Source organism: Pseudomonas sp. S4_EA_1b, assembly GCF_016307435.1.
Taxonomy (GTDB): Bacteria; Pseudomonadota; Gammaproteobacteria; order Pseudomonadales; family Pseudomonadaceae; genus Aquipseudomonas; species Aquipseudomonas rhodesiae.
On the sequence record NZ_JAEILC010000026.1, the window covers coordinates 43,721 to 56,741 of the forward strand.

Annotated in this window: 11 protein-coding genes; 3 read left to right on the top strand and 8 right to left on the bottom strand. The window is 60.9% G+C overall.

The genetic code is table 11. The annotated features are described in order from the left end of the window. Positions 1 to 3 precede the first annotated feature (3 nt). The 3 genes from YA0848_RS09115 to YA0848_RS09125 are packed head-to-tail and all read right to left on the bottom strand — an operon-like array spanning position 4 to position 1,758. Positions 4 to 273 carry a phosphopantetheine-binding protein gene (locus tag YA0848_RS09115; RefSeq protein WP_034095533.1) on the bottom strand — a complete coding sequence of 90 codons (270 nt, stop codon included), beginning with the start codon at positions 271 to 273 and terminating at the stop codon, positions 4 to 6. After that, positions 251 to 1,063, bottom strand: a complete 813-nt coding sequence (locus tag YA0848_RS09120) for a lysophospholipid acyltransferase family protein (RefSeq protein ID WP_034136601.1) — start codon at positions 1,061 to 1,063, stop codon at positions 251 to 253. The genes YA0848_RS09115 and YA0848_RS09120 overlap by 23 nt, the downstream gene beginning before the upstream one ends. Continuing rightward, positions 1,039 to 1,758: a beta-ketoacyl synthase chain length factor gene (locus YA0848_RS09125; protein ID WP_034136602.1), complete on the bottom strand. Its 720-nt coding sequence runs from the start codon at positions 1,756 to 1,758 to the stop codon at positions 1,039 to 1,041. Before YA0848_RS09125 ends, YA0848_RS09120 begins: the two co-directional genes overlap by 25 nt. 337 nt (positions 1,759 to 2,095) lie before the next feature. Here YA0848_RS09125 and YA0848_RS09130 point away from each other — a divergent pair, with 337 nt between their 5' ends. Further along, positions 2,096 to 2,866, top strand: coding sequence for a ParA family protein (locus YA0848_RS09130; RefSeq protein WP_034095536.1), 771 nt, complete (start codon positions 2,096 to 2,098; stop codon positions 2,864 to 2,866). 76 nt (positions 2,867 to 2,942) lie between these two features. Here the strand turns inward: YA0848_RS09130 and trxC are convergent, their stop codons facing one another. From trxC to YA0848_RS09150, 4 genes are all read right to left on the bottom strand, one after another. Then, positions 2,943 to 3,377, bottom strand: coding sequence for a thioredoxin TrxC (trxC, locus tag YA0848_RS09135; protein WP_034095537.1), 435 nt, complete (start codon positions 3,375 to 3,377; stop codon positions 2,943 to 2,945). Between the two features lie 88 nt (positions 3,378 to 3,465). Beyond that, on the bottom strand, positions 3,466 to 4,929 hold the full coding sequence (gene selO, locus YA0848_RS09140) for a protein adenylyltransferase SelO (protein WP_047881432.1): 1,464 nt from the start codon (positions 4,927 to 4,929) through the stop codon (positions 3,466 to 3,468). 48 nt (positions 4,930 to 4,977) lie between these two features. After that, the gene (gene mscK, locus YA0848_RS09145; RefSeq protein WP_169902956.1) at positions 4,978 to 8,361 is read right to left on the bottom strand and encodes a mechanosensitive channel MscK; all 3,384 of its coding nucleotides are present in this window, start codon (positions 8,359 to 8,361) and stop codon (positions 4,978 to 4,980) included. 49 nt (positions 8,362 to 8,410) lie between these two features. Continuing rightward, positions 8,411 to 10,153, bottom strand: coding sequence for a potassium/proton antiporter (locus tag YA0848_RS09150; RefSeq protein WP_169902954.1), 1,743 nt, complete (start codon positions 10,151 to 10,153; stop codon positions 8,411 to 8,413). Positions 10,154 to 10,625: 472 nt separating this feature from the next. Here YA0848_RS09150 and YA0848_RS09155 point away from each other — a divergent pair, with 472 nt between their 5' ends. Together YA0848_RS09155 and YA0848_RS09160 are read left to right on the top strand one after the other, a co-directional pair. Beyond that, positions 10,626 to 10,856 carry a hypothetical protein gene (locus tag YA0848_RS09155; protein WP_034095541.1) on the top strand — a complete coding sequence of 77 codons (231 nt, stop codon included), beginning with the start codon at positions 10,626 to 10,628 and terminating at the stop codon, positions 10,854 to 10,856. Then, the gene (locus YA0848_RS09160) at positions 10,853 to 11,143 is read left to right on the top strand and encodes a cell division protein ZapA (protein WP_034111467.1); all 291 of its coding nucleotides are present in this window, start codon (positions 10,853 to 10,855) and stop codon (positions 11,141 to 11,143) included. Before YA0848_RS09155 ends, YA0848_RS09160 begins: the two co-directional genes overlap by 4 nt. Here the strand turns inward: YA0848_RS09160 and YA0848_RS09165 are convergent. After that, entirely contained in the window at positions 11,140 to 12,942 is a 1,803-nt protein-coding gene (locus YA0848_RS09165) for an acyl-CoA dehydrogenase (RefSeq protein WP_047881430.1), read from the bottom strand. The two genes, YA0848_RS09160 and YA0848_RS09165, sit on opposite strands and share 4 nt — an antisense overlap. Positions 12,943 to 13,021: the final 79 nt, after the last annotated feature.

Genomic DNA, 13,021 nt, shown 5'->3' on the forward strand with positions numbered 1-13,021 from the left:
GTCTCAAGCTGCCTGGCGGGCCGTGACGAACGCCGCAAGGCTGGCCACGTTGGTGAAGTGGTTGCGAGTGTCCTTGGCGTCGGCGTCGATCTTGATGCCGTACTTTTTCTGGATGGCCAGGCCCAGTTCCAGGGCGTCCACCGAATCCAGGCCCAAGCCTTCGCCGAACAGGATCTGGTCGCTGGGGATATCGTCCGCGCCGATGTCTTCCAGGCCCAGGGCCTCGATGATCAGCGTCTTTATGTCGTGCTCAAGGCGTTGTTTGTCGCTCATCTTCGGCGAGCTCCTTAATGAAATAGTGGTGCAGGTAATCGTTGAGCTTGCGTGAAGCCTGGGGCGCGGGGCCCAGTGCAGCGAACGCCTGTGGTTCTATATCGGCGCCAACCCGCAAACTGAAGTGCACGCGGCGTTTAGGAATGCGATACCAGGGTTCGGCCTTGGTCAGGGTGGTGGGGCTGACCTTGATCACAACGGGGGTGATGATTGTCGCACCTCGCAATGCAATGGCGGCGCCCCCGCGATGAAAGGCCGGCGCGGCACCGGGAGTGGTGCGGGTGCCTTCGGGAAAGATGATCAGGGTTTGCCCGCTTTGCAGGGCAGCGGCGGCGGCATCGAGCATTTCGGCGCTGCCGTCGTTGCTGATATAGCCGGCGTCGCGCACCGGCCCGCGGGTGAAGGGGTTCTGCCACAGGCTCTGCTTGACCACGCAATTGGCCTGGCGCACCAGACCGATCAGAAACACCACATCGATCAGCGACGGGTGGTTGGCAATAATCATCTGGCCGGGACGGCCGAGTTTTTCCGCGCCTTCGACGCTATAAGTCAGCACGCCCGCGCGTTGCATCAGGCGAATAAAGAACCAGAACAACCAACTGATGGTGTGCCGCGCGCGCCCTCGATGCCGGGCCGCACTGCCTGGCAGGCAACTGAGCAGGGGGAACACCAGCAGGCGCAAGCACAACCCACCGAAACCGAACAGCACGAAGCTGGCAGCGGTGGCGAACAGGCGCCAGTAGTAGGCGTCCCGGGGCTTGTTGGTCATGGCTTGCGTTGCCAATTCCATACGCGGTTCTTCCAGGCATGTTGGCAGGCACCCTGGTCGGTGAGCAGGGCGCGCAGCAGGTTCAGGGCGTGGGGCCACTGGGTTTGAGTGGCTTGGACAGTGCCGGTGGTGAGTTCCAGTTGCCACTCGTCGCCTGGGGTGAGCAACAGGCCGAGTGCATACGGAAACGGCACGTCATGGATCCAACTGGTATAGGCGGCGGGCGGTTGTTCTTCGGTGATCACCAGCAGCACCGCCGGCGCGCCTTCCTGGAGCAGCGCGGCGGCTTCGAGCAGACCGTGTTCCAGGCCGTCGCCGGCGGCAGCGAGGGCGGTCATTTCGCTGGTTTCATTGCGCAGGATCGACCACAGGCCGATCACGGCGTTGTGCACCGATAGGCTGAACTGGGTCGGCGACAGCGGTTGTTCGTGGGCCAGGTCGCTGAGGATATCGAGGGTGCGCGGGGTTTCGCCGTGGCGCGAAATGAACACCAGCGGCAGGTCTTGAAGGCCCTCGGCCAGCGGCCAGCCCACACTGAACGCCATGCGCGCCAGACGGCTCAAGCGCCGACGTTGTATTGCCGGCAGAAATGACACATCGGGAGCAGCTTCGCTTTCAGGCAGCAACACCGGGGCCTGGCACCACGCGTGCCAGTCGTCCGCACTCTCCAGGCCAGGGGCCCAGGCGCGCCATTGGGCGATGTTGAAATTGATCACTGAGAAGTTATCCCGCCCCTGCGGGCTTCCATGTGCGGCATTTGGCCCCGAATACCGGGACAGGCAGCAAGCGCCGAATGGCGCGCATTATCCGGGTGCCGTGGGGTTCTAGCAAACATTGGTAAAAAATTGTTCAAGGCCGATTACAAAATCGTGGGAAAGATTTGCAGATTGTCCGTTACCCAGGCGCTAGTTGGGCTGTCGGACCCTTCCTAAACCTTCGTGTGTGACGTACTACGGCTTTCGGTCGATGCAGCAGTGCATGGATGAACGAGGTAGCTAACAGGCGCTTTTGCCCTCTACACTCGGACATTCATTGATACACGGAGGTTTTTCCATGCGGCGTGTGGTGTTCAATCAGAAAGGCGGCGTGGGCAAATCCAGCATCGCCTGCAACCTGGCGGCGGTCAGCGCCAGCGAAGGCTATCGAACCCTGTTGGTTGACCTGGATGCACAAGCCAACTCTACCCAGTACCTGACCGGCCTGACTGGGGACGATATCCCCATGGGGATCGCCGATTTTTTCAAGCAAACCCTGTCTTCCGGACCGTTTTCCAAGAAGAACAAGGTGGATATCTACGAAACGCCCTTCGATAACCTGCATGTGATCACCGCCACCGCCGAGTTGGCGGACCTGCAGCCCAAGCTCGAAGCCAAGCACAAGATCAATAAATTGCGAAAACTGCTGGACGAGCTGGACGGCGATTACGACCGCATTTACCTCGATACCCCGCCAGCCTTGAATTTTTATGCGGTTTCGGCGCTGATTGCCGCTGATCGCGTATTGATCCCCTTCGATTGCGACAGTTTCTCGCGCCAGGCGCTGTATGGTCTGTTGGCGGAAATCGAAGAGCTGAAAGAAGACCATAACGAAGGGCTGGAAGTAGAAGGCATTGTGGTCAACCAATTCCAGGCCCGCGCCAGCTTGCCGCAACAGATGCTCGACGAGTTGATCGCCGAAGGCCTGCCGGTGCTGCCGGTGTACCTGGCCAGTTCGGTGCGCATGCGCGAGTCGCACCAGGAAAGTCGCCCGCTGATCCACCTGGACCCACGGCATAAGCTGACTCAGCAATTTGTGGAACTGCATAACCTGCTGGAAAACGCCTGACCTTCAAGCGCCACACAGATCCAAGGTGGGAGGGGGTTGCCCCCCACCCACAGTGTCCAGCATTGTCTCGGTGCGGTTATATCCCCTGGCTACGCAACCAGCTCATCAATTGCGGCAGCGGAAACGCGCCGCTCTGGCGCGCCACTTCGCGGCCGTTCTTGAACAGGATCAAGCTGGGGATCGAGCGAATCCCCAATTGCGCCGACAACTGCTGGTTGGCCTCGCTGTCGAGCTTGGCCAGGCGGCACTTGCCTTCCAGCTGACCGGCTGCTTGTTCAAACACCGGCGCAAACGACTTGCACGGCCCGCACCAGTCGGCCCACACGTCCACCAACAGCGGCAGATCGCCCTTGATCTGGCTGGCGTAGTCGCCTTGTTTCAACTCAAACGGCTTGTTCAGCAATACGGGTTGCTTGCAACGCCCGCATTTGGGCGCATCACCCAGGCGTTCGCCGGGGATGCGGTTGAGGCCGTTGCAATGGGGGCAAGGGATGACAAGAGGTTCGGACATGATGGGCTCCTGGGGATGGCCAATGGATTCTATTTGGCGCCGCCGCCGGTGTTTATCAAGGTAGCCAGCTGGGGTCGACCTCTCGATTTCACGACGAGCAACTGATTTCCAGGTGTTTGCCCCAATCCGGCGGCCGCTGCGCGTACTGTTCCATGCCGGGCTGTTCCTCGAACGGCTGGCTCAGCACCTCATGTAGCCGCCGCACTTCGCTGTAATCGCCTGACTCGGCGGCGGTAATGGCGTTTTGTGCGAGGTAGTTACGCAGGATGTACAGCGGGTTGACCGCGTGCATGCGTTCGCGGCGTTGTTCTTCGGTGTAGTCGCCGTCCCGTGTGATCCGCGCTGTGTACAGCTTGGCCCAGGCATCGAACCCGGCCAGGTCGACAAAGTCATCACGCAAGCGGCTCACGGCCAGCGCGGCCGGTTCATCCCCCAGGCGGCGGAAGAACAAGGTGTAGTCCACGCCACTGTTCTGCATCAGTTGCAGCAGGCGTTCCACCAGTTTCTGGTCAGCCTCTTCGGCCGTGGTAAGGCCCAGGCGGCGGCGCATCAAGTCCAGGTAATGGGCTTGGTACAGCGGCAGGAATAAACCCAGCGTTTCCTTCAAGGCATCGACGCTGATAAACGGCGTGAGCGCCTGGGCCAGCGCGCTGAGGTTCCACTGGCCAATCGGCACCTGGTTGCTGAAGGAATAGCGCCCTTCATGGTCGGAGTGGTTGCAGATGAAGTGCGCGTCGAAATCATCCAGAAACGCAAACGGCCCGAAGTCGAAGGTAATGCCCAGGATCGACATATTGTCAGTGTTCATCACCCCGTGGCAGAAGCCATAGGCCTGCCATTTAGCGATCAGTTCGGCGTTGCGCTCGACGATTTCGCGGAACATCGCCAGGTACGGTTCCGGCTGTTCGCGGCATTCGGGGTAGTGCAGGTTGAGTACGTGCTCGGCCAGTTGCGCCAACTGCTCGGACTTTTGGGTGTAATAGAAATATTCGAAATGCCCGAAGCGGATATGGCTCGGCGCCAGGCGCAGCAGCATGGCGCCGCGTTCCTGTTTCTCGCGCCATACCGGTGTGTCGGAGCCGATCACGCACAGCGCGCGGCTGCTGGGGATGCCCAGCGCGTGCAGCGCCTCGGATGCCAGAAACTCACGGATCGACGAGCGCAATACCGCGCGGCCATCGCCCATGCGTGAGTAAGGTGTCATTCCTGCACCTTTGAGGTGCAGGTCCCAGTGCTCGCCGGCGGCGTTGTATGCCTCGCCCAGCAGCAAGCCGCGGCCATCGCCCAGTTGTGGGCTGTAGCCGCCGAACTGATGGCCGGAATACACCATCGCCCGCGGCTCTGCTTCGGCCCACAGTTTATGGCCGCCAAACAGCTCGGCGAACAGCGGCGTGTCGGCCACCGATGGGTCGAGATCGAGCAAGGCCATGGCCCCAGGACTGGCCACTACCAGGCGCGGCTCGTCGAGAGGTTCGGGCAGAACGTGGGTTGAAAACGCGTCGCCCAGGCGTGCGAAACGATTGTCGAAGGTCAGGTCGTCGAGGGCTTTCACCGGCCATCTCCAGCAGAATGTCCGAGCATTCTGCTGGGGATAGAGGGTTTAGTCGAGTTTGCTCGGCGGCGGTTCCGGTGCATCGACGACTTTGCCGGCGGGCGGCTCGGGGGCATCCGTGCTCGGTTGCGCGCCGACGATGGTCTTACGCTCGTCTTCCACCGGCACCAGTTTGTACTCCTGGCCGTGCATATTCTTGAGGTACACCTCCATCTGCCGGAACGAGATGTTGATGTGCTGTTTCTTGAATTCGCGGTTGATGTAGCGGTTGACCTCGTCCAGCACCGGGTTGCGGTCGCCCAGGTCGCGCACATGCATGCGCAGTTCGTGGTCCAGGGTGCTTTCGCCGAAGTTGAGGAAGTACACGTGGGGTTCCGGATCTTTCAGAACCCGTGGGTTTTCCCTGGCGGCCTTGAGTAACAATTCCTTCACCAGGTCCAGGTCGGAGCCGTAGTCCACCCCCAGTTTCAAGGTCACGCGGGTGATGGTGTCGGTCAGCGACCAGTTGATCAGTTGCCCGGTGATGAAGGTTTTGTTCGGGACAATGATGTCCTTGCGATCGAAGTCGGTGATGGTTGTGGCGCGGATGCGGATCTTGCTCACCGTGCCCGACAGGTTGCCGATGGTGATGGTGTCGCCGATACGCACCGGGCGTTCGAACAGAATCATGATGCCGGAGATAAAGTTGGCGAAGATCTCCTGCATACCGAAGCCCAACCCCACCGACAGCGCCGCCACCAGCCATTGCAACTTGTCCCAGCTCACGCCGAGGGTAGACAGGGTTGAGACAAAGCCCACGCCGGCAATGATGTAGGACAGCAAGGTAGTGGTGGCGTAGGCGCTGCCCTGGGCCAGATCCAGTTTGGACAGCACCAACACTTCCAGCAGGCCGGGCAGGTTGCGCGCCAGGGCGAAGGTGATGCCGATGATGATCAGCGCGCCGAGCAAATCGCCGATGCTGATAGGCACCATGCTGATATTCGCACCGGTGCCGCTGGTGTATTCGTACAGGGTAACGTTGTCCAGGTAGGAAAATACCGAGATCAGGTCCGACCACACCCAGTACAACGCCGCAATAAAGCCGCCGAGCAGGGCCAGGCGGATCAGGCGCATGGACTGTTCGTTGACCTGTTCGATATCCAGCGTCGGCTCTTCGATCACCGCTTCGCCATCGCCGGCCTCTTTGGCCGCCTGACGTTTGGCCAGGGCGCGGGAGTAGGCCAGGCGACGGGCCGCCACGCCGAGGCCGCGGACGAAGGTGGCTTCGATCACCAGCCAGAACATCAGCAGGTATAGGGTATTGATCAAGCGGTCGCTGAGTTTGAGGGCGGTGTAGTAGTAGCCGAAGCACACCGCGATAAACAGTGCGATAGGCAGTGCGGTAAACAACAGGCCTACGGCTTTGCGAAACAACGATGCCTTTTCGTGGGTGGGGCTGTTGAGCAGCAGGCGACCCAGCAGCCAGGCCATCAGCGCGTAGCAGGTCAGCACCACGCCGATGCCCAGCACGTCGTCGGCCAGCGCCGCCGGTTGGTGCTCGGCGATAGCGACCACGGCCACCAGGGCCAATACCACCAGGCCGAGCTTGCGCACCCAGCCCTGGAGGAATTCGACCTGGGGTTTTTCCCAGCGGAAGTGCAGTTCCGCCACGCCGCCGGGCGCGAGAATCCGGTAAGCGGTGTAGAAAACCAACCACGCCTGGGCCAATTGCAGCAGGGCCGAGCCCAGGTTGGCGTTCTGCCCGCGTGCGTCGATCTGCAGCGCGTAGCCGCACAAGGCCAGGCCCAGGGATACCGGCATGGCCAGCAATATATTGATCAAAATGGCCTGTGGCGTATGCCACTGGCTGTCGCGCTTGAAGTGGCCGATGTCCAGATGGACCTTGTTCAGGCGCTGATACAGGGCCTTGCGGCGCCACAGCAGCGCGCCGATCAACAGCAGCAGCGGCAGGAACAGCAGCGGGCGCTGGGTCAGGCCGTCATACAATTCGCTGACGCTGGACGCCCACGGCAGGGTGGTGATTTGCTTGCTCAGGTGCGCCGGTACGGTTTCCAGCCACTCCGTGTCCAGCGGCTTGTTGCTGGGAATCCAAAACATCTGCTCGTCCAGCGTCGCGCGCAGGGTGGTGGCGGTGCTGAGCAGTTGTTTCTGGTTCAGTTGCAGGGTGATGGATTCGTTCAGCAACGCGCTCAACTCGCGGCTCAGGCGTTCAAGCAAGTCGCTGCGGGTGATCGCCAGTTCCAGCAGGGTGCGCCGCAGTTGCGGGGTCACGTCGTCCGGGGGCTGGTTGGCCAGCAGGTTATCCACATAAGCGCTGGGGGAGCTGATCAGCTCGCGCTGCTGGTTGACCTCAAACTGGTACAGCCGAATGTTGGCGATATCGTCCGCCAGGTCGCGGTCCACCGTGAGACGCGGCAGGGCTTGTTTCTGTTTGTAGAGAATCTTGGACAGCAGCAGGCTGCCCTTGAGCACGTCGATCTGCTCGTCCAGTGCTGAATCGCTCTGAGTGACGGCGTCCAGCTGTTGCTTGGTTTGCAGGTTTTTCTGCGTCAGGTCGTTGAGACGGTCGGTGCTTTTGAGCAGGTAGTCGGACAGCTTCAGGTTGGCTGCGCTTTCCGTGGCCAGCAGGCTGCTGCCGCCGGCTTTCTGCGCCTCGATGGACTGTTGGGTCACCGTCTGCTGGCTCTGGGCCAGACGCTTCTGATTGATCAGGGTTTGCAGGTCCTGGATTTCCTGTTCCAGGCGCGCGGTCTTTTCTTGGATCAGGTCGTGCTGGCTGTTGCCCAGGTCTTGCAACTGACTGTTGCCCGCCAGTTCCTGACGCCGCAGCGGTATCAGCGCATTCAGGGCCGCCAATTCAGCGTTCAACTGATTGCGTTGGTCGCTGCTCAAAGCTTTGCCGTTGTCCTTGCCGGACTTGAGGGTGGCGTTGATCTGCTGGATGCGCGTCTGGCTGCTGCTGATTTCGGTCTGGGCGCGCTCTGGGCGGGTTTGGGCGGCGATGGTCAGGCTGTTGGCGTCGGCCAATTCTTTTTGCAGGTCGCCTTGCTGGGTGCTGCGCTGCACCAGCAGCTGTTCCAACTGCGGTATCGGCAGGCTGGCATAACGCTGGGCCACCGGAATGATTTTGGTGGCCTTGAGCCGTGTCAGCTCGCGCTGGTTTTCGCTGGTCTGGCGCGGGGCGTCGTCCAGCTGGCGCTTGAGATCGACCAGGCGTTGCTCGTAATCCTGCTTGTTGCTCAGATACGTGAGGGTTTGCTGCAGGATGGTCTGCAGCGCCTTCATGTCGGCGTCGGGCAGTTTACGGTCGGGCAGCTTGTCCAGGGATTGCTGGATGGCGTCGGCGCTGGGCGGGTCGGCGGCGTAGACATTACCGACGCAAAGGGTCAGACCCAGCAGGGCAGTGGCGAGAAAAGAGCGCAGGATTGGCATAGAGACCGGTCGAGCTAGTGAAGAATCGGGGGCGTTGTCGCCCCGCAGTTTAGAGGAAGAGTCCGGGGCCCGGGCGACTTCCTTCGGGGAATCTGACGCCCACTTTGCCGATCTTGTTCCCGTCCATGACCGCGACGGTCCAGATGGTGTTGTTCCACTCCACCTGGTCGCCCACCACCGGGGCGCCCCCGACCTTTTGGGTGATGAACTGGCTCAGCGGCGTATCCGGGTCGATACCTTCGAGCTTGAGGCCATACAGCGCCGACACCGCGCCTAGCTGGGCGTCGCCTTCCAACACGAAATCGCCGAAGAAGCGCAGGTCCAGACCACGCTGCGGCGCCTGGCTGAACAGCTTGCCCAGGGCCGGCAGGTTGTGTTCGTGGCCGATTACGCAGAGCAGATCATCGACTTCCAGCACCGTACTACCCGACGGATGGAGCAGTTGCTGGCCACGAAACAGGGCGGCGATGCGCGTGCCTTCGGGCATTTTCAGCTCGCGCAGGGCCGCGCCGATGCACCATTTCTCCGCGCCCAGGCGGTAGACGAACAGCTCCCACTCGCTGGTGACATGCACTTCCAGCGCCGCGCGGGAGATCGGCGCCGGGTCCGGCGGCACTGTGACTTTAAGCAGCTTGGCCACCCACGGCAGGCTCGTGCCCTGTACCAGCAGCGACACCAGCACGATAAAGAACGCCAGGTTGAAATACAGCTGGGCATGGGACAGGCCAGCCATCAACGGGAACACCGCCAGAATGATCGGCACCGCGCCGCGCAGGCCGACCCACGCGATAAAGGCTTTTTCGCGGCCGTGGAAGGCCTTGAAGGGCAGCAGGCCGACCATCACCGACAACGGTCGCGCGAAGAGGATCATCCACAGCGCCAGGCCCAGGGCCGGCAGGGCGATGGGCAGCAGATCGTGGGGCGTGACCAGCAGGCCCAGCACCAGGAACATGCCGATCTGCGCCAGCCAAGCCATGCCATCGAGCATATGCAAGATGCCGTGACGGCTGCGCACCGGGCGGTTGCCGATCACCAGGCCGCACAGGTATACGGCGAGGAAGCCGCTGCCGTGGAAGGCGTTGGTCAGGGCAAAGACGAACAGGCCGCCGGCGATCACCAGAATCGGATAGAGGCCGGTGGCCAGGTTGATGCGATTGACCATTTGCAGCATCAGCCAGCCGCCGCCCAATCCGACCAGGCCGCCGATACCGAATTCGCGCACCAGATGGGTCAGTAGGCTCCAGTGCAGGCCGGTCTGGCCACTGGCGAGCATGTCGATCAGGGTGACAGTGAGAAACACCGCCATCGGGTCGTTGCTGCCGGATTCGATTTCCAGACTGGCGCTGACCCGTTCGTTCAAGCCCTTGCCGCCCAGCAGCGAGAACACCGCCGCGGCGTCCGTGGAGCCGACAATCGCGCCGATCAGCAAGCCTTGGATAATGTTGAGGTTGAACAGCCAGGCCGCCGCCATGCCGGTGAGGCCGGTGGTAATCAACACCCCCACCGTGGCCAGCGACAAGGCCGGCCACAGCGCCACGCGGAAACTCGCCACTCGGGTTCGCAAGCCGCCGTCGAGCAGGATCACGGCCAATGCGAGGTTGCCCACCAGGTAGGCGGTCGGATAGTTGTCGAAGATGATGCCGCCGCCGTCGACGCCGGCGACCATGCCCACGGCCAGGATAATCACCAGAATCGGGATGCCCAGGCGTGACGAAAGAGAACTCACCAGAATGCTCGCACTCACCAGCAACGCGCCGATCAAGAACAGGCTGTTGATGGTCGTCGCATTCAAAGGCAGTACTCCATGAGTAGATACAAAAAGACGGGGCGCAAACTGACCATGCAGTCTGCGTGCCAGGGATTCTAACCTGTTGAATTGCCGCCCTGTCAAAAAGCTTTTCATGGCGTTTAAATGTGGAAGGGGGGTTGCCGCCCCGACAGGTTCACCGACAAATCCAAGGGGGCGCTTCGCGGCCCAGCGCAGGGCAAGCCTGCTCACCACAAAAAAACTGGCTAGCTTCTGTGATGAACGAGCTTGCATCGCTATCGGTGGTACGACCAAAGCACTGAAGAGTGCCTTGGGTTTTTGTCGCACCTGACGAGGGGTTAGCGGATTCAGGAACCAGATGGGGGAAATGCAGTCACTAAGGCTCGAAAGCGTGGCTCCACCCTGAAGAACCGGGCTGCGCGCCGGGGATAAGCCTGGCATCCGAGGTGAATTTTCTTTATCGTCACCGCCCTTTTAAAACGCTCGAGAAATCAAAATGTTAGAAGCATCCCTCAGCCAATTGGAACAACTGGTCAATGACCTGGTACAGCAAAACCAGGACCTGCTGGGCAGCAATGAATCCCTCAAGGCAGAACTTGCCCGCGCCAAGGATGAAAACGACAGCCTGCAACTGAACCTGATGGAGCAGGAAGAAAAACACGGTGCTACTGCCGCGCGTATTCAGGCATTGGTTGAGCGCGTGAGCGCAGGTCCTGTGGGCGCATGAACGAAGGGATAAAGGTCGTTTCGATTCTCGGAGAGGATTACTCGATCAAGGCGCCGCCCGGGGAAGACAAAACCCTGATGCACGCCGTGACCATGCTCAAGGCTTCCCTGGCCACCACCAAGAAAAAGTACCCGACCCTGATCGGTGACAAATTACTGGTGCTGGCGGCGCTGAACCTGTGCGCCGAGCAGATCGAAATGCAGCAGGCTCATCAGCAGGAACTCGACCGTTACCAAGAGCAAGTCAGCGCCACGGTCGAGGTGATTTCCAAGGCGATCCAGCCTTAGAACCATTCATCCTGCATCCCCAGGCACGTATCGTCCCGTGCTTCCAGAATCGCCAGTTCATGATGGCAGCTCGGTACTTCCCAGGTCAGGAAGTACCGGGCGGCCTGGAGCTTGCCTTTATAGAACCCTGCATCCGCTGCATTGCCCTTGGCCAGTCCTTCTTCGGCGCGAATCGCTTGTTCCAGCCAGCGCCAGCCAATCACCGTATGCCCGAACACCTTCAAGTACAGCGCCGAGTTCGCCAGGCTGCTGTTGACCTTGCCTTGGCCGAGATCCGTCAACAAACCGAGGGTGACGCTTTGCAGTCTGTTAAGCAGGTGGTCCAGCGGTTCACGCAACGCGGTGAGTGACGGGTACTGCTGGGCCCGCGCGCCGGTGTCGGCGATCAGGCGGATCAGTTGCTTGAGCCCCGCGCCGCCGTTCTGCGCCAGCTTGCGCCCCAGCAAGTCCAGGGACTGGATGCCATGGGTGCCCTCGTGGATCGGGTTCAAACGGTTGTCACGGTAGTATTGCTCCACCGGGTATTCACGGGTGTAGCCGTGGCCGCCGAGAATCTGGATCGCCAACTCGTTGGCCTTGAGGCAGAACTCCGATGGCCAGGATTTGACGATAGGGGTGAGCAGGTCCAGCAATTCGTGGGCCTGTTTGCGTTCCGCTTCATCGGCCAGGGTGGTGGTGTCATCGAACAAGCGCGCTGCGTACAGGCCCAGATCGAAGGCACCTTCCACGTAGGACTTTTGCGTCAGCAGCATGCGCTTGATGTCCGCGTGCTGAATGATCGAGACCGGCGCAGTCGTAGGATCTTTACTGTCAGGTAGACGACCTTGCGGGCGTTCGCGGGCGTATTCCAGCGAGTACAGGTAGCCGGCGTAGCCGAGCATCACCGCGCCCATGCCCACGCCGATGCGCGCCTCGTTCATCATCTGGAACATGCAGCTCAGGCCCTGGTGCGGCTTGCCCACCAGATAGCCCACGCAGTTGCCGTTGTCGCCGAAATTCAGCGCCGTGGACGTGGTGCCACGCCAGCCCATCTTGTGAAATAGCCCCGCCAGCAACACATCGTTACGCGCGCCCAGGCTACCGTCGTCGTTGACCAGGAATTTAGGCACGATAAACAGCGAAATGCCCTTCACCCCCGGCGGCGCATCCGGCAACTTGGCCAGCACCATGTGCACGATGTTTTCCGACAACGGATGATCGCCGCCGGAAATAAAGATCTTGTTGCCTTTGAGGCGATAGGTGCCGTCGGCCGCGGGCTCGGCGCGTGTACGAATATCCGACAGCGACGAGCCTGCATGGGGCTCGGTCAACGCCATGGTGCCGAAGAAGCGCCCCTCGATCATGGGCTGCAAGAAGCGCTGTTTCTGCTCTTCAGTACCGAAGCTTTCGATCAGGTTGGCCGCGCCCATGGTCAGGAACGGATACGACGTGGACGCCGCGTTGGCCGACTGAAAGTGCGCAAAACAGGCTTGGGACAGCAGGGTCGGCAATTGCATGCCGCCGGCCTCGAAGCTACGCGCCGCGTTGAGAAAACCGGCCTCCAGAAACGCATCCACGGCCGGTTTGACCTCCGGGATCAGGATGGCCTTGCCGTCCTCGTAGCGCGGTTCGTTTTCGTCGTTTTTACGGTTATGGGGCGCGAAGTACTTTTCGGCGATGCTGCGCGCGGTGCTGATGGCCGCATCGAAGGTTTCGCGGTTGTGCTCGGCAAACCGCTCGCGCTGGGTCAGGCCCTCGGCATCGAGGACTTCGTACAGCTCGAAAGCCAGATTGCGGGAACTGAGCAGCGTCTCGGACATGGCGGATTACCTTTAGAGGAATTGGCCCGAGTCTAAGCGTGCGAATTAAGGGTGAATAGCAAGATTGATCTAAGTGATG